This is a genomic window from Pseudomonas sp. W2Aug9, from assembly GCF_023127755.1.
Taxonomy (GTDB): domain Bacteria; phylum Pseudomonadota; class Gammaproteobacteria; order Pseudomonadales; family Pseudomonadaceae; genus Aquipseudomonas; species Aquipseudomonas synxantha_A.
This window is the reverse complement of record NZ_SPKL01000010.1, coordinates 137306-156934: the sequence shown is the minus strand read 5'-3', so window position 1 is coordinate 156934 and position 19629 is coordinate 137306. Positions and strand designations below refer to the sequence as shown.

General features: G+C 61.4%; 18 protein-coding genes and 1 other RNA gene. 4 read left to right on the top strand and 15 right to left on the bottom strand.

Annotated features, from left to right (window positions below):
* Position 1 precedes the first annotated feature (1 nt).
* The 15 genes from E3O56_RS07680 to rsmI all read right to left on the bottom strand — a co-directional run bounded on the left by E3O56_RS07680 (position 2) and on the right by rsmI (position 15951).
* A complete protein-coding gene (locus tag E3O56_RS07680) occupies positions 2-871 on the bottom strand; it encodes a cell division protein FtsQ/DivIB (RefSeq protein WP_032803262.1) in 870 nt (289 codons plus the stop codon).
* A 3-nt stretch (positions 872-874) separates the two neighbouring features.
* Positions 875-1831 (bottom strand): D-alanine--D-alanine ligase, encoded by a 957-nt coding sequence (locus tag E3O56_RS07675; protein ID WP_032877721.1) that lies wholly within the window; start codon positions 1829-1831, stop codon positions 875-877.
* The gene (murC, locus tag E3O56_RS07670) at positions 1828-3276 is read right to left on the bottom strand and encodes a UDP-N-acetylmuramate--L-alanine ligase (RefSeq protein WP_005784945.1); all 1449 of its coding nucleotides are present in this window, start codon (positions 3274-3276) and stop codon (positions 1828-1830) included. Before murC ends, E3O56_RS07675 begins: the two co-directional genes overlap by 4 nt.
* Positions 3269-4339 (bottom strand): undecaprenyldiphospho-muramoylpentapeptide beta-N-acetylglucosaminyltransferase, encoded by a 1071-nt coding sequence (murG, locus tag E3O56_RS07665; protein WP_032877722.1) that lies wholly within the window; start codon positions 4337-4339, stop codon positions 3269-3271. The genes murC and murG overlap by 8 nt, the downstream gene beginning before the upstream one ends.
* Positions 4329-5540 (bottom strand): putative lipid II flippase FtsW, encoded by a 1212-nt coding sequence (gene ftsW, locus E3O56_RS07660; protein ID WP_164365925.1) that lies wholly within the window; start codon positions 5538-5540, stop codon positions 4329-4331. The genes murG and ftsW overlap by 11 nt, the downstream gene beginning before the upstream one ends.
* 8 nt (positions 5541-5548) lie before the next feature.
* Positions 5549-6895, bottom strand: coding sequence for a UDP-N-acetylmuramoyl-L-alanine--D-glutamate ligase (gene murD / locus E3O56_RS07655; protein ID WP_248128060.1), 1347 nt, complete (start codon positions 6893-6895; stop codon positions 5549-5551).
* Positions 6896-6901: 6 nt separating this feature from the next.
* On the bottom strand, positions 6902-7984 hold the full coding sequence (gene mraY / locus E3O56_RS07650; protein WP_005784939.1) for a phospho-N-acetylmuramoyl-pentapeptide-transferase: 1083 nt from the start codon (positions 7982-7984) through the stop codon (positions 6902-6904).
* Positions 7984-9354, bottom strand: coding sequence for a UDP-N-acetylmuramoyl-tripeptide--D-alanyl-D-alanine ligase (murF, locus tag E3O56_RS07645; RefSeq protein ID WP_248128059.1), 1371 nt, complete (start codon positions 9352-9354; stop codon positions 7984-7986). Before murF ends, mraY begins: the two co-directional genes overlap by 1 nt.
* Complete coding sequence (locus E3O56_RS07640) at positions 9347-10810, bottom strand: UDP-N-acetylmuramoyl-L-alanyl-D-glutamate--2,6-diaminopimelate ligase (protein ID WP_005784935.1); 1464 nt, start codon at positions 10808-10810, stop codon at positions 9347-9349. The genes murF and E3O56_RS07640 overlap by 8 nt, the downstream gene beginning before the upstream one ends.
* Positions 10810-12552: a penicillin-binding protein 2 gene (locus tag E3O56_RS07635; protein ID WP_248128219.1), complete on the bottom strand. Its 1743-nt coding sequence runs from the start codon at positions 12550-12552 to the stop codon at positions 10810-10812. Before E3O56_RS07635 ends, E3O56_RS07640 begins: the two co-directional genes overlap by 1 nt.
* Positions 12552-12845: a cell division protein FtsL gene (ftsL, locus tag E3O56_RS07630; protein ID WP_003188663.1), complete on the bottom strand. Its 294-nt coding sequence runs from the start codon at positions 12843-12845 to the stop codon at positions 12552-12554. Before ftsL ends, E3O56_RS07635 begins: the two co-directional genes overlap by 1 nt.
* Positions 12842-13783 (bottom strand): 16S rRNA (cytosine(1402)-N(4))-methyltransferase RsmH, encoded by a 942-nt coding sequence (gene rsmH / locus E3O56_RS07625; RefSeq protein ID WP_087945273.1) that lies wholly within the window; start codon positions 13781-13783, stop codon positions 12842-12844. Before rsmH ends, ftsL begins: the two co-directional genes overlap by 4 nt.
* Before the next feature lie 2 nt (positions 13784-13785).
* Positions 13786-14241 (bottom strand): division/cell wall cluster transcriptional repressor MraZ, encoded by a 456-nt coding sequence (gene mraZ, locus E3O56_RS07620; RefSeq protein WP_003171868.1) that lies wholly within the window; start codon positions 14239-14241, stop codon positions 13786-13788.
* Between the two features lie 355 nt (positions 14242-14596).
* An RNA gene (gene rnpB / locus E3O56_RS07615) (RNase P RNA component class A) lies at positions 14597-14950 on the bottom strand.
* A 95-nt stretch (positions 14951-15045) separates the two neighbouring features.
* Complete coding sequence (gene rsmI / locus E3O56_RS07610; protein ID WP_164699512.1) at positions 15046-15951, bottom strand: 16S rRNA (cytidine(1402)-2'-O)-methyltransferase; 906 nt, start codon at positions 15949-15951, stop codon at positions 15046-15048.
* 176 nt (positions 15952-16127) lie between these two features.
* Here rsmI and E3O56_RS07605 point away from each other — a divergent pair, with 176 nt between their 5' ends.
* The 4 genes from E3O56_RS07605 to E3O56_RS07590 all read left to right on the top strand — a co-directional run bounded on the left by E3O56_RS07605 (position 16128) and on the right by E3O56_RS07590 (position 19575).
* Positions 16128-17939 carry a penicillin-binding protein activator gene (locus tag E3O56_RS07605; RefSeq protein ID WP_248128058.1) on the top strand — a complete coding sequence of 604 codons (1812 nt, stop codon included), beginning with the start codon at positions 16128-16130 and terminating at the stop codon, positions 17937-17939.
* The gene (locus E3O56_RS07600; RefSeq protein WP_005784926.1) at positions 17939-18310 is read left to right on the top strand and encodes a YraN family protein; all 372 of its coding nucleotides are present in this window, start codon (positions 17939-17941) and stop codon (positions 18308-18310) included. The genes E3O56_RS07605 and E3O56_RS07600 overlap by 1 nt, the downstream gene beginning before the upstream one ends.
* Positions 18311-18403: 93 nt before the next feature.
* Positions 18404-18997, top strand: coding sequence for a phosphoheptose isomerase (locus E3O56_RS07595; protein ID WP_007904374.1), 594 nt, complete (start codon positions 18404-18406; stop codon positions 18995-18997).
* Positions 18994-19575, top strand: coding sequence for a BON domain-containing protein (locus tag E3O56_RS07590; protein ID WP_005784922.1), 582 nt, complete (start codon positions 18994-18996; stop codon positions 19573-19575). The genes E3O56_RS07595 and E3O56_RS07590 overlap by 4 nt, the downstream gene beginning before the upstream one ends.
* Positions 19576-19629 lie beyond the last annotated feature (54 nt).

Genomic DNA, 19629 nt, shown 5'->3' with positions numbered 1-19629 from the left:
CTTAATTCTTCGCGACAGCGGGTTGTGCTGCCGTGGGCGCGGCCGGTGCACGCCAGCCGACGGCCAGGCCGTTGGCGTAACGCAGGTCGACGCTCGCAATGTTCGTAATCTGTTCTTTCAAGGTTTTTTCATAGATGGCAATAAAGCGGCGCATCTTTTCCACCAAGCGGTCGCGTCCCAGCAACAACTCGATGCCCGGGCCGGAACTGCCTGCCCCGGTCGTCAAAAACCAGCTGCCCCGTTCACGCAGTTCCAGGCGTGCAATGGAGAAGCCCAGTGGCCGCAGCATCTGGCTCAAGGCCTGGTACTGCTGCATCACTTGCTGCTGCGCCCGCTGCGGCCCGAACAGCTGCGGCAGGTGCTCATAGTTGGCCAGCTCACGCGGGGTGAACGCCTGGCCCTGGTTGTTCAACAGCGCTTCATCACCCCAACGGGCCACGGGCAGTTGTTCTTCCAGGCGGATCGTGACCTGGTCGGGCCATACGCGGCGCACTTCGGCGTGTGCGATCCACGGCATCTGTTCCAGCTCCGAGCGCATACCGGCCAGGTCGATGGTAAAGAAGCTCGCGGCCAGGTACGGGCCGATGCGCTGCTGTACCGCCTGCTGGCTGATGTAGCTCAAGTCGCCCTGCACGCTGATCTTGGTGATCGGCCGGTCGGCATACGGCAGCAGGCGTTGCGCGCCTTCGTAGGTACCGAACCCCAGCACCACCAGCAATACCGGCCAGAACAGCGCCTTGATAAAACCAAAGTTGGCTTTGGGCAGGCGCGCCGACATCGGCTCTTTGGCCACCATGCGGCTGGCACCCCGTGGCACCGGCTTGCGGCTCGGTGCTTGTGGGGGCTGATGACGAAGCGATGCGCCTTTCATGTCTTAGCCTCGTGACTCGATACTTGCCGCCAGGATCGCCAGCACCAACTGCTGAAAATCCAGGCCGGCTGCGCGAGCGGCCATCGGCACCAGGCTGTGGTCGGTCATCCCCGGTGCGGTGTTGACTTCAAGGAACCAGAAATTCCCTTGGTCATCCTGCATCACGTCTGCCCGCGCCCAACCGGCGATACCCAACGCCTCACAGGCTTTCGCCGTGAGGTCCATCAATTGCTGTTCCTTGGTTGCTTCGAGGCCACATGGGATCCGGTACTGGGTATCGGAAGCCAGGTACTTGGCGTCGTAGTCATAAAAGGTGTGGGGCGTGCCCAAGGCGATGGGCGGCAATACCTGGCCACGCAGGGTGGCGATGGTGTACTCGGGACCGGAAATCCACTGTTCCACCAACACTTGCGAATCGTAGGTACTTGCCGCTTTCCATGCGTCGATCAATTCGGCGGCCGAGTTCACTTTAGCCATGCCGATACTGGAGCCTTCATGGGCTGGTTTGACGATCAAAGGCAGGCCCAGTTCCTTGGCCGCAGAAATACAATCGTCTTCGCTGCACAGCACGGCGTGACGCGGGGTCGGAATACCCAGGCTGTGCCACACCTGCTTGGTGCGCAATTTGTCCATCGCCAGCGCGGAAGCGAGGATACCGCTACCGGTGTAGGGGATGCCGGCACATTCGAGCAGGCCTTGCATGCTGCCGTCTTCACCGCCACGACCATGGAGGATGATGAAGGCGCGGTCGATCTTCTCGGCTTGCAGACGGGCGAGGAAGTCATCGCCGACGTCGATGCCAAAGGCGTTCACACCGGCACTTTGCAGCGCCTGGAGCACGGCATTGCCGGACTTGAGCGACACTTCGCGCTCAGCGCTCTTGCCGCCGAACAGCACAGCGACGCGACCGAAATCGGCAGGCGCGACAGTGGAAAACAGGGAGCCGTAGTCAGTGATCATTTCGACGCCCCCTTTGCCACGGCTGCAAACAGCGGGCTCGCCAGCAACTTGGGCGCAAGGCCACCGATATCACCGGCACCCTGGCACAGCAGGATGTCGCCGGCGCGCAGCAACGGCTTGACGATAGGGGCCAGGTCGACGCCACGCTCGATGTAGATCGGGTCCAGTTGGCCACGCTGGCGGATGCTGTTGCACAGCTTGCGGCTGTCAGCGCCCGGGATCGGTTCTTCACCGGCCGGGTAAACCTCCATCAGCAGCAGCACGTTGGCATCGGCCAGTACATTGACGAAATCGTCGTACAGGTCGCGGGTACGGCTGTAGCGGTGCGGCTGGTAAACCATCACCAGGCGGCGCTCCGGCCAGCCGCCGCGCACGGCCTTGATCACAGCGGCAACTTCGGTCGGGTGGTGACCGTAGTCGTCCACCAGCATCACGTCACCGCCTTCAACCGGCAACTGGCCGTAGACCTGGAAGCGACGGCCGACACCGGCAAAGCGCGACAGCCCTTCGACGATGGCTTCATCGCTGACGCCCTCATCGGTGGCGATGCAGATGGTCGCCAGGGAGTTCAGCACGTTGTGGTTGCCCGGCATGTTCACCGAGACATCCAGCGGTTCGCGGTCGGGACGCAACACGGTGAAGAAGGTTTGCATGCCTTCCTGGCGTACATTGATTGCGCGCACATCGGCGTCTTCGCTGAAGCCGTAGGTCACGGTCGGACGCTTGACCTGCGGCAGGATTTCACGCACCACCGGATCGTCCAGGCACACCACCGCCAGACCGTAGAACGGCAGGTTGTGCAGGAAGTCGACGAAGGTTTTCTTCAGTTTATTGAAGTCACCGTCGTAGGTCGCCATGTGGTCTTCGTCGATGTTGGTGACGACGGCGACCAGCGGTTGCAGGTGCAGGAAGCTCGCATCGCTTTCATCGGCTTCGGCGATCAGATAGCGGCTGGTGCCGAGCTGGGCATTGGTGCCGGCTGCATTCAGGCGGCCACCGATGACGAACGTCGGGTCCAGGCCACCGGCGGCGAACACCGAAGCGATCAGGCTGGTGGTGGTGGTCTTGCCATGGGTACCGGCGACGGCGATGCCGTGGCGATAGCGCATCAGTTCGGCGAGCATCTCGGCACGCGGCACCACCGGGATACGGCGTTCAAGGGCGGTGGCCACTTCCGGGTTGGACGTGTTCACGGCACTGGACACCACCAGCACGTCGGCCTCGGCGGCGTTCTCGGCACGGTGGCCGATAAAGATCTGCGCACCGAAGGACTTCAGACGCTCGGTGACCGGCGACTCTTTCAAGTCCGAGCCGGACACCTGGTAGCCCAGGTTCAGCAGTACTTCGGCGATGCCGCACATGCCCACACCACCGATACCGACGAAGTGAATGCGACGGATGCGGCGCATCTCGGGTTGCGGCATGGCTTTCTGATTCTCAACCATGGGCCACCTCCAGGCAGATATCGACCACGGTGCGGGTTGCGTCAGGTTTGGCCAGGCGGCTTGCGGTGCTCGCCATGCTGTTGAGTCGTTCCGGTTGCATCAAAACCTCGGTCAGGCGTGCGGCCAAATCGGCGGCGCCAGTCGTTCTTTGCGGCAGCAGGAAGGCAGCGCCCTCCCCGGCCAAATATTCGGCGTTGCGGGTCTGGTGATCGTCGATCGCATGGGGCAAAGGCACCAGCAACGACGGCAGACCGGCAGCGGCCAGTTCACTGACGGTCAGCGCACCAGCGCGGCAGACCACCAGGTCGGCCCAGCCATAGGCTTGGGCCATGTCTTTGATGAAGGGCTGTACATTGGCCTCCACACCGGCCTCGCGATAACGCGTGGCGGTGACTTCATCATGGTTCTTGCCGGCCTGGTGGAAGATCTCCGGGCGCAGAGTCTCAGGAAGTTGCGCAACGGCTTCAGGCAGCAATTTGTTCAGTGGCTCGGCGCCCAGGCTTCCGCCCAGGATCAGCAGGTGCGCCTTGCGGCCGGCCAGAGCGTCACGCGCAATGGCCATGAACAGTTCGGTACGCACTGGGTTACCGGTGGTACGAAGCTTGTCCGAGGCAGCGAAGGTTTTCGGGAAGGCTTCACACACCCGCGATGCCAACGGCACCAGCAGACGGTTGGCAGTCCCGGCGACGGCGTTCTGTTCGTGCACGATCACCGGTACGCCAGCGAGCTTCGCCGCAACGCCACCAGGGCCGGTCACATAACCACCGAAACCGAGCACGCACACCGGCTTCAGTTCGCGGATGATCCTGCGTGCCTGCATGACCGCCTTGAGCAACACGAACGGCGCCTTGAGCAGGGACAACTTGCTCTTGCCACGCAGGCCGGTGACGTTGATCAAATGCAGGGGCAAACCGGCATTGGGCACCAACTCGTTTTCAATGCCACGGGGCGTACCCAACCAGTGCACGGTATAGCCGCGGTTCTGGAATTCACGGGCGCAAGCCAGGGCCGGGAACACATGCCCCCCGGTGCCGCCGGCCATGATCAACACGTTAGCGCCCATGGGTCGGCTCCTCGGCGAAGTCGCTTTCGCTGAACTCCATCTCTTCGCTGCCCAAGTGGGTTCGACTCTCCCACTCGATACGCAGCAACAAGCCAAGACAGGCGCAGCAGATCACCAACGAACTGCCACCGTAGCTGAGGAACGGCAAGGTCAGGCCCTTGGTCGGCAACAGGCCGACGTTCACGCCGATGTTGATCAGGAATTGGCCGATCCACAGGAACGCCAGCCCGTAGGCAACGTAGGCGGCAAAGAACTGCTTGGCCTTCTCGGCCCACAGACCGATGTACATGGCGCGTACACAGACGAATACGAACAGGCCGACAGTGCACAGCGAACCCACGACACCCAGCTCTTCGGCCAGTACCGAGAACACGAAGTCGGTGTGGGCTTCGGGCAGGTAGAACTGCTTCTGCACGCTGTTGCCCAGGCCCACGCCCAGCCACTCGCCGCGACCGAAGGCAATCAGCGCCTGGGTCAACTGGTAGCCGGAACCGAACTGATCGGACCAGGGGTCGGTAAAGGTAATCAGACGCGCCATCCGGTAAGGCTGCGCTTGTACCAGAATGGTCACCGCCGCGACTGCCAATACCACCATCAAGGTGAAGCGGAACAGTCCGACGCCGCCGAGGAACAGCATGGCCGCCGCAGCCCCCATCATGACCACGGTGGCACCGAAGTCGGGTTCCATCAGCAATAGCCCGGCCATGGGCAGCAGCACGATGAAGGGTTTGAAGAAGCCCATCCAGCTTTCGCGCACTTCTTTCTGACGGCGTACCAGGTAACCGGCCAGGTAGATCACCACGAACACTTTGGCGATCTCCGAGGGCTGCACGTTGAACGCGCCGAAGCCGATCCAGCGCATCGAACCGTTCACCTCGCGGCCGATGCCGGGCACGATCACCATCACCAGCAAGCCGAACGCGCCGATCAGCATCAGCCAGCCCAGACGCTGCCAGGTGGCGATAGGAATCATCATGGTGACGATGCACGCGCCGAGGCCGATCACCAGATACACCAGGTGACGGATCATCATGTAAAGGGTATTGCCCGACTGCACGGCAGCCACTTCGGAGGATGCCGAAGTGATCATCACCAGGCCCAGGCCGAGCAGCGCGAGGCACCCGGCGAGCATCGGGAAATCGAGGTCGATGCCGCGCCCGGTAATGATCGGCGACGGGTACGGCTTGATGATGTTTTTCAGGTTGAGGCTCATGCCAAGGCCTCCACGGCGCGGGCGAACAGCTGACCGCGCTCTTCGTAATTCTTGAACATGTCGAAACTGGCGCAGGCCGGCGACAGCAGCACCGCGTCACCCGGCTGGGCCAGGGCTTTGCATTGGGCAATGGCGTCATCCAGCGAAGTCGCGCGTACTTGCGGCACCGCGTCGCCGAGGGCGGCGGCGATCAGGTCCGAATCGCGACCCACCAGCACCACGGCGCGGCAATGGGCGGCGACCGGATTTGCAAGGTCCTTGAAGTCGGCGCCCTTGCCATCACCACCCGCGATCAGCACCAGCTTGCCGTCGATATCGGCACCCAGGCCCTCGATGGCAGCCAGGGCGGCACCGACGTTGGTGGCCTTGGAGTCGTTGTAGTAGCTCACGCCATTGAGGTCGCGTACCCACTGGCAGCGATGCTCAAGGCCAGCGAACGTACGCAGGCTGGCGAGCATCGCGTCGAATGGCAGGCCAACCGCATGACCGAGTGCCAGTGCAGCCAGGGCATTGGACTGGTTATGTGCGCCACGGATCTTCAGCTCGCGTACCGGCATCAGGTTCTGGAATTCGAAGGCCAGGTACTTCTCGCCGTTCTCTTCGCGAATGCCGAAGCCTTTGAAATCGGGTTTGCCCAGGCCGAAAGTCCAGCAAGGCATGCCCTCGCCCATCAGCGGACGGCTCAGGGCATCCTGGCGATTGACTACAAATTGCCTGGCGCCACGGAAGATCCGGTGCTTGGCCAGGTGATAAGCCGGCAGGCCGCTGTAGCGGTCCATATGGTCTTCGCTGACATTCAGCACGGTGGCCACTTCAGCGCCGAGATCGTGGGTGGTTTCCAGCTGGAAGCTCGACAACTCCATCACGTACAACTCGACGTCGTCGCTGAGCAGGTCCAACGCCGGCACACCGAGATTGCCGCCCACAGCCACGCGCTTGCCGGCCGCAGCCGCCATTTCGCCGACCAGGGTGGTCACGGTGCTCTTCGCATTGGAACCGCTGATGGCCACGATCGGCGCCTTGGCGTTACGCGCAAACAGATCGATATCACCGGACAGCTTGACGCCACGCGCTGCAGCAGCTTGCAGGGCGGGTGTAGCCAGCGCCAGGCCGGGGCTCACGTAGAGCTCATCGGCACGGCACAGAAACTCGACATCCAACTCGCCACAACGCACTTCCACGTGCGGGTAGTCACGGCGCAGCGTGACCAGCTCCGGTGGATTTTCCCGCGTGTCGGCCACGGCAAACGACGTGCCCCGGTTCGCCAGGAAGCGAACCAGGGACATGCCGCTCTTGCCGAGGCCGACAACGATGCGGAAGTGGTCTGAAGCGATCAGGGACACTCGTTTCTACCTCAGTTTCAGGGTGGCAAGGCCGACCAGTACCAGAATCACGGTGATGATCCAGAAACGGACAATCACACGTGGCTCGGGCCAGCCCTTGAGTTCAAAGTGGTGGTGGATCGGCGCCATGCGGAACACACGACGCCCGGTCAATTTGAAGGAAGCCACCTGGATGACCACCGACAGGGTTTCCATCACGAACACACCGCCCATGATGAACAGCACGATTTCCTGGCGAACGATCACCGCAATGGTGCCCAGGGCAGCGCCCAGCGCCAGCGCGCCGACGTCACCCATGAAGACTTGTGCCGGGTAGGTGTTGAACCACAGGAACCCCAGGCCGGCACCGATCAGCGCGCCGCAGAACACGATCAGCTCACCGGCGCCCGGTACGTAAGGGATCAGCAGGTATTCTGCGAATTTCACGTTGCCCGACAGGTAGCAGAAGATGCCGAGTGCACCGCCAACCATCACCGTCGGCATGATCGCCAGGCCATCAAGGCCGTCGGTCAGGTTCACCGCGTTGCTGGAGCCGACGATCACGAAATAGGTCAGCACCACGAAGCCGACACCCAGTGGAATGCTCACATCCTTGAGCATCGGGATGATCAAGGTGGTTTCCACGGCGCTTGGCGCAGTGGTGTACAGGAAGACTGCCGCAGCGAGGCCGAACACCGACTGCCAGAAATACTTCCAGCGGCTTGGCAGCCCCTTGGAGTTTTTCTCGATCACTTTGCGGTAGTCATCCACCCAGCCGATGGCACCGAACAGCAGGGTCACCAGCAGCACCACCCACACGTAGCGGTTATGCAGGTCGGCCCAGAGCAAGGTGCTGACGCCGATGGACGACAGGATCAGCGCACCGCCCATGGTCGGCGTGCCGGACTTGGACAGGTGCGACTGCGGGCCGTCGTTGCGAACCGATTGACCAATTTGCAGGTTCTGCAGGGTGCGGATCATCCACGGCCCCAGGAACAGTGACAAAGACAGCGCGGTCAGCACACCCAGGATCCCGCGCAGGGTCAGGTACTGAAAGACCGCGAAGCCTTTGTGGAACTGTTGCAGATACTCAGCCAGCAGCAGCAGCATTAATGTTTCTCCGTACTTGAGCCACACAAGGCTGCGACGACGTTTTCCATCACCGCGCTGCGCGATCCCTTGATCAAAATGGTTGTGTGTTTGTCGTGTTCAGTCGCCGTCAGCGCCTGGATCAATTCAGCTTGCGTCGCAAAATGCCGCGCACCGGGACCGAAGGCGCTCACGGCGTGAGTCATGTTCGGGCCGACCGCGTAGAGCGCGTCGACCTTGCCGCTGGCGTAGGCACCTACTTCCCGATGGGACTGCTCGGCCCAGTCGCCCAGCTCGGCGATATCGCCCAGCACCAGTACTTTGCGGCCATCGAAACCCTTGAGCAGATCTATGGCGGCGCAGACCGAGGACTGGTTGGCGTTGTAGGTGTCATCAATCACGCGCATCCCGTTGGCAGCCAATTGCGCCACAGTGCGGCCCTTGACCGGCTGCACCGCGCCCAGGCCCGTAGCGATACCGAACAGCGACACGCCCAGGGCATGGGCGGCGGCGGCGGCGGCCAGGGCGTTGGCAACGTTATGGTTGCCCAGCAGGTTCAGCTGCACGTGTTCGCTGCCTTGCGGGGTATGCAAGGTGAAGGACGGGCAACCGCGGGCGTCGACGGTGATATTTGAAGCATGGAAGTCGGCCGCGGCATTGAGCACCGCAAACGTCAGCACCTTGCGACCGGCGGCGCGTACACGCCAGGTCTCGAAAGCCTTGTCGTCCAGGTTCAGCACAGCGGTGCCTGAGGCGTCGAGCCCTTCAAGAATTTCACCCTTGGCTTCGACGATTTTTTCCGGGCCGCCGAACTCGCCGACATGGGCGGTACCGGCATTGTTGATGATCGCCACGTGAGGCTTGGTCAGCGCCACGGTGTAGGCGATTTCGCCGATACGCGAAGCCCCCAGCTCGATCACGGCTGCCGTGTGCTCCGGGGCCAGTTCGAGCAGGGTCAGCGGTGCGCCGAAATCATTGTTGAGGTTGCCCCGGGTCGCAAGCACCGGCCCGCGCGTACGCAGGACACCGGCAAGCAGTTCCTTGACCGTGGTCTTGCCGCTGGAGCCGGTAATGGCCGCCACCGGCTTGTCAAAAGCAGCGCGGTTGAGCGCCCCCAATTGACCCAAGGCCAAGCGAGTATCGGGCACCAGCAATTGCGGCAAGGTGGAGTCGGGCACTTCACGCTGTACCAAGGCACCGACGGCACCTTTGGCGGCGACTTCGTTCAGGTAGTCGTGACCATCGAAGCGCGGGCCTGCCAAGGCGACAAACAACTGCCCAGGCTGAATGTTGCGGCTGTCGATACTCACGCCGTTGAAGGTGCAATCGCTCGACACTACGCGGGCCGACAGGGCCTGGGTGAGTTGGCTGAACTGCATGACTTTAAGCATGGGCGACCTCCCAGGCAGTCAAGGCGTGATCAGCCTCGACCAGATCGGAGAAGGCATGGCGCTCGCCGTTGATTTCCTGGTAGTCCTCGTGCCCCTTGCCCGCCAGCACCACCACATCGTCAGCGCTGGCGCTGGCAATCAGTTGGGCAATGGCGGCACCACGACCAGCAACGAAGGTGGCCTTGGAGGCATCTTTGAAGCCGACACGGATGTCATCGAAAATCTGGCTTGGGTCTTCACTGCGCGGGTTGTCGTCGGTGACGAGTACGCCGTCGGCCAAACGCTCGACAATCTCAGCCATCAATGGACGCTTGCCGCGATCGCGATCACCGCCGCAGCCGAACAGGCAGAGCAATTTGCCCTTGGCATGTGGGCGCAGGGCTTCGAGAACTTTTTCCAGGGCATCCGGGGTATGGGCGTAATCGACCACCACCAGCGGCTGTTTGCCGCCACCCAGGCGCTGCATACGGCCAGCCGGGCCCTCAAGCTTGGGCAGTACGCGCAGGATTTCATCCAGGGCGTAATCCAGACCCAGCAGCGCGCCGATGGCAGCGAGTACGTTGCTCAGGTTGAAGCGGCCGAGCAAGGTACTGCGCAAGTGGTGTTCGCCCTGGGGCGTGACCAACGTGGCGCGTACGCCCTCGTCATTGAACTGGGCTTCGCGGCAATACAGGTAGGCACTGGAATCTTTCAGGCTATAACTGATCAGGCGTGCTTCGCTTTCTTCGCCAGCCAGTTGACGGCCAAATGCGTCGTCCAGGTTGATCACCCGGCACTTCAGGTCATTCCAGGCAAACAGCTTGGCCTTGGCGGCGGCGTACGCCTCCATGGTGCCGTGGTAGTCGAGGTGATCACGGGACAGGTTGGTCATCACCGCAACGTCAAAGGCCAGGGCAGCCACTCGCCCCTGATCCAGACCATGTGAGGAAACTTCCATGGCAACCGCCTTGGCGCCGGCCTTTTTCAGGTCGGCCAGGGTCGCTTGCACGGCAATCGGGTTCGGCGTGGTGTGCAGGCCGCTTTGCAGCGCACCATAAAAGCCAGTGCCCAGGGTGCCGACGATGCCGCAGTGCTGGCCCAACAGGTCAAGAGCCTGGGCGACCAACTGGGTCACGCTGGTCTTGCCATTGGTGCCGGTCACGCCGATCAGGTTGAGTTGGCGGCTCGGGTCGCCGTAAAAACGCCCGGCGATGTCAGAGAGCTGCGCAGCCAGGCCCTTGACTGGAATCAACGGCACGTCGGTGATCGGCAGCACAGTGGCGCCTTCCACTTCATAGGCCACAGCCGCCGCGCCGCGCTGCAGGGCGTCTGCGATATGCGCACGACCATCGAACTTGCCGCCAGGCACCGCCAGGAACAGGTCACCGGCGCGTACGTTGCGGCTGTCCAGGCTCAATTCGCGAATCAGCAGATCGCGGCCGGCATGGGCAAAAATCTTGTTGAGGCTCAGAGACATCAGCCGCGCCCTCCATTGGCTTTGACAGCGGCGGCCGGTGGTCCGGCGTTGGCTTGTTGGGTCGACGGCAGATTGTCCGGCGTGATGTTCATCAGGCGCAGGGTGCCGGACATCACTTTGCTGAACACCGGCGCCGAGACCAGGCCACCGAAGTAGCCGGCTTTACTCGGTTCGTCGATGACCACGACGATGGCGTAGCGCGGGTCGCTCATCGGGCCGAAGCCAGCGAACAGCGAGCGGTAGGAATTTTCGGCGTAGCCTTTGGTGCCCACGGACGTCTTACGCGCAGTACCGGACTTGCCTGCCACGTGATAAGCCGGCACCTGAGCCCGGAATACACCGCGTGGAGCTTCGATCACTTGTTGCAGCATGCCCTGGATGGTCTTGGCGACTTTTTCCGGAATGACCTGGTTGGCTTTCGGCGGTTCGTCCACATGGATCAGGCTCAGCGGCACCATGCGGCCGTTATTGGCCAACACCGAAAACGCGTGGGCCAGCTGGATCGCAGTGACCGACAGACCGTAGCCGTAGGACAGCGTGGCAGTCTCGGCCTTTCTCCACTCGCGGTAGTTCGGCAGGTTGCCCACGCGCTCACCCGGGAAATCGAGGCCGGTGGGTTGCCCCAGACCGATTTTCTGCGCCAGGTGATAGATCGTTTCGCCGCCAATGTCGAAGGCGACCTTACTCATGCCCACGTTACTGGAATTGATCAGGATGCCTGTCAGATCCAGCACCGGACCTTCGCTGCGGGATACGTCACGAATGGTGTATTTGCCAAGTTGCAAGGTGCCTGGGTAAACCTCGACCTTGTCGGTAGGTTTCCAGCGCCCGGTTTCCAGGGCAGCGCTCATGGAGATGGCTTTCATGGTCGAACCGGGCTCGAACACGTCGATCATTGCGCGGTTACGCATCATCGCCGGCTGCAGGTTGCGACGGTTGTTGGGGTTGTAGGTCGGCTGGTTGACCATGGCGAGGATCTCGCCGGTCTTCACGTCCATGATCACCAGGCTACCGGCCTTGGCGCCGTTCTCGATGATCGCGTTACGCAGTTCGCGGTTGGCCAGGTATTGCAGGCGCAGGTCGATCGACAACGCCAGAGGCTTGCCGGCCTTGGCGTTTTTGGTGACCTGGACATCCTTGATCAGCCTGCCGCGCCGATCCTTGATGACCTGCCGCTTGCCCGGAACTCCGGCCAGCCATTCGTCGTAGGCCAGCTCAACGCCTTCGCGACCATGATCATCGATATCGGTAAAGCCGACCATGTGCGCGGTGGTTTCACCGGCCGGGTAGAAACGACGAAACTCCTCGATGCCGTAGACACCGGGGATTTTAAGGTCGAGCACCTGCTGGCCCTGCTCGGGTGTGAGCCCGCGAACCAGATAGATGAATTCCTTGTTGGCCTGGGCTTCGAGGCGATCGGTCAGGGCCTTGCGGTCCTGGCCAAGGGCGGCGGCCAGCTCGGGCCACTTGTCCTTGGCAACTTGCAGCTCTTTAGCGTTGGCCCACAGCGTCGTCACCGGGGTACTGACGGCCAGGGGTTCGCCATTACGGTCGGTGATCAGGCCGCGGTGCGCAGGAATTGGAATATGCCGCAGGCTGCGGGCGTCACCCTGGCCGATCAGGAAGTCGCGGTCGACCACCTGCAGGTCGAAGATGCGCCAGACGATGGCACCCACCATCAATGCCAGCAAGCCGAGCATCAGGCGGAAACGCCACGGGTAGAGTGCGCCTTCGAGCTTCATCATGGCGCCACCATGCGAACTTCGGCCGCGCCCGGGATGTGCATCTTCAACTGCTCGGTGGCCAGCACTTCGATACGGCTGTGGGCTGTCCAGGTACTTTGTTCGAGGATCAACCGGCCCCACTCCGCCTGCGCCTTGTCACGCACGCTCAACTCCCCATACAGGGTATTGAGCAACTGACGGTTCCAGTGGGCGCTGTAGGACACCGCAATCGCGGACACCAGCACGCCGACAAACAGCAGCAACATAAAGAAGCTGCCGCCCGGCAGGGGTTTGGCGAAAAGCTTGCTCACCGCAGCTTCTCCGCGACGCGCATGACGGCGCTACGGGAACGTGGGTTGGCCTTGAGTTCGGCTTCGGAAGCGAACTGCGCTTTGCCATGGATTTTGATTTTCGGCACAAAGGCTTCGAAACGTACCGGCAGGTTGCGCGGCAGGTTGTCGGACTCGCCCTTGACCAGACGACGCATGAACAGTTTGACGATGCGGTCTTCCAGGGAGTGGAAGCTGATCACCACCAGGCGACCGCCCACTTCCAGAGCATCCAGAGCGGCTTCGAGGCCGGCTTCCAGATCGCCCAATTCGTTGTTGACGTGAATGCGCAGACCCTGGAACGCGCGAGTTGCCGGGTTCTTGCCCTTTTCCCACGCAGGGTTGGCGACCTTCAACACTTCGGCCAGGTCGGCGGTACGCTCGAAAGGCTGGATTTCCCGACGCTCGACCACGGCACGCGCCATCCGGCCGGCGAAGCGTTCTTCGCCGTATTCCTTGAATACGCGGGCGATTTCTTCCACCGGTGCAGTGGCGATGAACTGGGCAGCGCTGACCCCACGTGTGGGGTCCATGCGCATATCCAGGGGGCCGTCGTTCATGAAGCTGAAGCCGCGCTCAGGGTCGTCGAGCTGCGGCGAAGACACGCCCAGGTCGAGCAAAACCCCGGCCACCTTGCCTGCCATGCCGCGCTCGGCGACTTCGGCACCCAGCTCGGCAAAGCTGCGCTGCACAACGACAAAGCGGCCGTCTTCGGCCGCTAGCGCTTGCCCGGTGGCAATCGCTTGAGGGTCCTTGTCGAACCCGAGGAGCTTACCGTCGGGCCCGAGCTGGCTGAGTATCAAACGGCTGTGCCCGCCCCTGCCGAAGGTGCCATCCAAATAGCAGCCATCCGCGCGTACGGCGAGAGCCTCAACGGCTTCGTCAAGCAGTACGGTGATGTGGTTAAAGCCGCTATCAATAGTCACAGGATCAAATCACGCAGTTCATCAGGCATGGCGCCCGGTTGTTGAATAGCAGCCAGGTCAGCTGCAGACACAGCATCCCAGGCATCTTCGTCCCACAATTGGAACTTGTTCAGTTGGCCCACCAGCATTGCGCGCTTGTCGAGCTTGGCGTACTCGCGCAGACGCGGAGGCACCAGGAAACGACCGCTGCCATCGAGTTCAAGGTCAACGGCATTGCCGATCAGCAAACGCTGGAGGCGGCGGTTTTCTTCACGCAATGAAGGCAGCGCGCGCAACTTGGTTTCAATCAACTCCCACTCATCGAGAGGGTAAACACACAAACAAGGGTCAACGGCGTCAATCGTGATGATTAACTGCCCTGAACTTCGCGAAATGAGCTCGTCACGATACCGGCTCGGCATGGCGAGACGGCCTTTTGCATCGAGACTGATAGCGTTAGCTCCGCGAAACACAGATGCGTTTCTCCAAATTTTAGCGTTTTACGTTCAAAAAACCCACTTTGTGCCACTTTCCGCCACTTGCGCACACTATAGGAATGCGCCTACCACACCGTCAAGGCGCGGATTCAAGGAAAAGCCTTACAGAACGGAGATTTAGGAGGGTAAGAGGAGGAGAAACGAGAGTTTGACGATGTTTTTGACTCAACAACGGCAAATAGCTCATGGAGCTACGACTTAAAGTTAAAGTAATTTATTAAGAGTAAGATTTTTTTGGTATTACGAAGACGCATCTGCCAATGATTTGGCAGGGAGGGATTCTTGCGTTACTACCGGGTTTGCGCACGAGATTCGAACGCAAGGAAAAAAGGTGGAGAGTCGATCTGTAAGCCGGGTTCTGTCTTGAACAGTCATTCGTCTACGATGGCCATCACTGGACATCTTTAGCAACCTACCCGGTCCCAGCGCGGGCCACGCCTTGGGACCCTATTTGGTCTTGCTCCAAGTGGGGTTTACCTAGCCACGAACTGTTGCCAGTCGTGCGGTGCGCTCTTACCGCACCTTTTCACCCTTACCGGCACCGAAGCGCTTAGGCGGTTATTTTCTGTGGCACTTTCCGTAGGCTCACGCCTCCCAGGCATTACCTGGCACTTCGCCCTATGGAGCCCGGACTTTCCTCCCCCCCCTAATTTTCATAGAGGGCAGCGACTGTCCAATCGACTCTCCGCCGCGCAGGTTAACGGCACGAAGGTCTGAGGACAAGTATTAAAGTGCGGCAGTGCCATCATGTTCAGACGAAATACAGATTCGACCCCGGAACTATTCAGCCTTCTGTTTATCGAGCGCCACTTGATACAACACGTTTTTACGCACCCCGGTAATTTCTGCGGCAAGGGCAGCGGCACGCTTGAGCGGCATCTCCTTGAGCAACAAGTCGAGGATGCGCATGGCTTCGCTGCCCACGGCATCTTCATTCTCCGGCGCACTCCAGCCCGCCACCAGCACCACACATTCGCCTCGCTGCTGATTGCTGTCGCCCTCGACAAACGCCCGCAACGCCTCCAGCGGCAGCCCCTTGAGGGTTTCGAAGGTCTTGGTCAACTCCCGGGCCAGCAATGCCAGGCGCTCGCCGCCGAACACCAGTTCCATATCCTGCAGGCATTCAAGGATGCGGTGCGGAGCTTCGTAGAAGATCAGGGTGCGCGGCTCTTCCTTCAGGGCCTGAAGGCGCGCGCGACGGCCGACTGCCTTGGCCGGCAGGAAACCTTCGAAAATAAACCGATCCGACGGCAAGCCTGCGGCAGATAATGCGGCAATCAGCGCGCACGCTCCCGGAACAGGCACTACATTGATACCAGCGGCGCGTGCCTGGCGGACCAGGTGGTATCCCGGATCGGAAATCAACGGCGTACCCGCATCGGAGATCAATGCCACGTCATCACCGGCCAGCAAGCGGGTGATGAAACGGCTGCCTTCTTCACGCTCATTGTGCTCATGGCACGCCGCCAGTGGCGTGCTGATTCCAAAATGCTGCATCAACCGTTGGGAGTGTCGCGTGTCTTCCGCCGCGATCAATTTAACCTCGCGCAACACCTTCAGCGCCCGGGCACTGATGTCGTCCAGGTTGCCAATCGGCGTCGCCACCACAAAAAGCGAGCCAGCAGTGGAATTCAATGGACCTGGAGCAGTCAAAACGCACACCTCGATGGTTGGCAAAAGCCACATTGTAGCGCGTAGACGCCTTGAAAATATGCCATCACGGTGGATGCCGTTTCAGCCAGCCTTTGCCAATCGCAACATTTACACGACCTAAATCCACGGTTTCACGCCACTAACATCGCGCCTGGGCCAGTGCTTGGGTACACTTCCACGCTAATTTGATCGGTATCAGGAACACTTACATGATCGCTTGCCTGCGGCTGCTCTCCGCCCTCTGCCTCGCTGCCTTGCTGGCCGCGTGTGCCAGCTCGCCCTCGTCCAGCCTTGGCGACCTGCCACGGACTCCGGATGCCAGTATCGAGCAACTGCTCGAACAGGCAACGAACGCCAACACGCCAGAAAAGGCCGCCATGCTGCGCCTGAGTGCGGCAGACCTGGCCTATCAGCAGAACAATGCCGGCCGCTCGTCGCAGATCCTTGCGCAGGTGCCCCTGGACGCCCTCAAACCCGCCGCGCAGATATTTGCCAGCACCCTGGCCGCCGAACTGGCGATGACTCGCAACCAGCCCAAGGCGGCATTGGCGGCGCTGAACCATCCCAGCCTGCAAAGCCTGAAGGAGCTGCCGGTAGACCAGCAGATCCGCACCGGTACCGTGCACGCCCGCGCTTACGAAGCCGACGGCCAGACCCTGGCCGCCGCTCGCGAGCGGGTCGCCATGGCGCCGCTGCTGACCGGCGATGCCGCTGCAAGCAACCACGAAGCCATCTGGGTGCTGATTGCCGCGCTGCCGGCCGAACAGTTGCAAGCCACCGGCAACCCGACACTCGATGGCTGGGTGACCCTGGCCCAGGCGGTCAAGGGCGCCGGCACCCTGGAGCAACAACAGGCTGCTATCGATACCTGGCGCGCACAGAACCCGGGCCACCCGGCAGCGGTGCAACTGCCCACGCCGCTGACCAGGCTCAAGGAACTGGCCAGCCAGCCCCTGAACAAGATCGCCGTGCTGCTCCCGCAGGAAGGCCCATTGGCTTCGGTCGGCAAGGCATTGCGAGAGGGTTTCATGGCGGCTCACTACCAGGCCGAACAGGCCGGGCAGAAGGCGCCGGTCATCGAGTTCTACGACAGCTCGCGCCTGAGCTCCCTCGATGACTTCTACGCCAAGGCCCAGGCCGCCGGCGTGCAATTGGTGGTCGGCCCGCTGGAAAAACCACTGGTGAAACAACTCAGTGCACGCCCGCAATTGCCGATCACCACCCTGGCACTCAATTACAGCGAGACCGACCAAGGCCCGGCGCAACTGTTCCAGTTCGGCCTGGCCGCTGAAGACGAAGCCCGTGAAGTGTCGCGCCGCGCCCGTGCCGATGGCCTGCATCGCGCTGCAGCCATGGTGCCGCGTGGCGAATGGGGCGAGCGTGTCTACAAAGCCTTCCGCCAGGATTGGGAAGCCAATGGCGGCACTGTGATGGGCGTCGAGTATGTCGATCAGCCAGTGGCACTGGCCCAGCAGATCGCCGACCTGTTCCAGTTGCGTAAAAGTGAAGGTCGCGCCAAGAGCCTGCAAAGCACGGTCGGCACCGACGTTGCCGCCCAGCCTTCGCGTCGCCAGGACATCGAGTTCATCTTCCTGGCGGTCACCCCGCAACTGGCCCAGCAGATCAAGCCGACCCTGAACTTCCAGTACGCCGGCGATGTGCCGGTCTACGCCACGTCCCATGTCTTCAGTGCCAGCGGCGACCGCAACCAGTACCTGGACATGACCAACGTGATGTTCTGCGAAACCCCTTGGCTTCTTGACACCACCGACCCGCTGCGCAACCAGGTCGCCGCGCAATGGCCGCAAGCCAATGGCAGCCTGGGCCGCCTGTACGCGATGGGCGTCGACGCCTACCGCCTGGCACCGCGCCTTGGCCAACTCAAGGCGTTGCCGGACACCCGTGTCGACGGTCTCTCGGGCAACCTGGGCATCAGCGCCAACCAGCGCGTTGACCGCCAGATGCCATGGGCGAAGTTCGTCGGCGGCGCCATTCAGCGCCTGCCCGATACCCCACGCTGATGCCTGAGCGGTCCAGCGCACAAAGCGGCAAGGATGCCGAACTTCAAGCGCTGAAATATCTGCAACAACAGGGTCTGCGCCTTCTGGCGCAGAACTGGTTATGTAAACGCGGCGAGCTTGATCTGGTCATGCTTGACGGCGATACAGTAGTATTCGTCGAAGTCCGCTACAGAAAACACGCACAATGGGGTGGCGCGCTCGCCAGTATCGACGGGCGCAAGCGTCAGAAACTGATACTCGCCGCGCAGTTTTTTCTGCTAAAAGAGCATCGCTGGGCTGACAGCCCCTGCCGTTTCGATGTGGTCGCCATAGAAAGCACACCGTCGGGTCCTGCTGATCTGAACTGGCTCAAAGATGCCTTCGACAGCTGACGCACCCGGCACCTTCACCACACACTTTTGCTCTTTGCATTGCGGGCTGCACATTACCTGTGCCAAACAGCCGCGCTACTTAAGGTCACACAGATGGACATGCAATCCCGAATTCGCCAGCTTTTCCAGGCCAGCATCGACACCAAGCAACAGGCGATGGACGTACTTGCACCGCACATCGAGCAAGCCAGTCAGGTCATGGTCAACGCCTTGCTCAACGAAGGCAAAATGCTTTCGTGCGGCAACGGTGGTTCGGCTGGCGATGCCCAGCATTTCTCTTCCGAGCTGCTCAACCGCTTCGAGCGCGAGCGCCCGAGCCTGCCGGCCATTGCCTTGACCACCGACTCGTCGACAATCACTTCGATTGCCAACGACTACAGCTACAACGAAATCTTCTCCAAGCAGATCCGCGCCCTCGGCCAGCCCGGCGATGTGTTGCTGGCGATTTCCACCAGCGGCAACTCGGCGAATATTATTCAAGCGATCCAGGCCGCACATGATCGTGAAATGATTGTCGTAGCCTTGACCGGTCGCGATGGTGGCGGCATGGCTTCGCTGCTGCTGCCTGAGGACGTGGAGATTCGCGTCCCGGCCAATGTCACTGCACGCATTCAGGAAGTCCACCTGCTGGCGATCCACTGCCTGTGCGATCTGATCGACAGCCAACTGTTCGGGAGTGAAGAATGACCGTTAACCGCCTCAGCCTTTTGGCCATTACGCTGTGCCTCGCCATCAGCGGCTGCAGCTCGGCAATCACCGCTACACGGGACACCCCCATCCAGGACGACCGGGGCACACGTACTTTCGGCAGCACCATCGATGATTCGCTGATCGAAACCAAGGTCAAGGTCAATGTCGCCAAGGCCGCCACAGACCTGGGCAACGGCGCCTCGCGCATCGTGGTGACCAGCTTCAACGGCGTCGTCCTGCTGGCAGGGCAAACCCCGCGCGCCGACCTCAAGGCCCAGGCTGAACAAGCCGCTGCGGGCGTGCAACGAGTCAAGAAGGTCCACAACGAATTGCAGGTCATGGACCCGATCACCCTGCTGGCCATCAGCAACGATGCGCTGCTGACCACCAAGATCAAGGCGCAGATGCTCACCGACAGCGCGGTGCCGGGCTCGCGCATCAAGATCGTTACCGATAATGGCATCGTCTACATGATGGGCCTGCTGACCCAGGCCGAAGCGACCCGTGCCGCCAACCTGGTGCAGGGCGTGTCGGGCGTACAGAAGATCGTGAAGGTGTTCGAATACATCGACTGATGTAGACACACAGCCACAAAAAAGGGCGCCGTGCATTGACTGCACGGCGCCCTT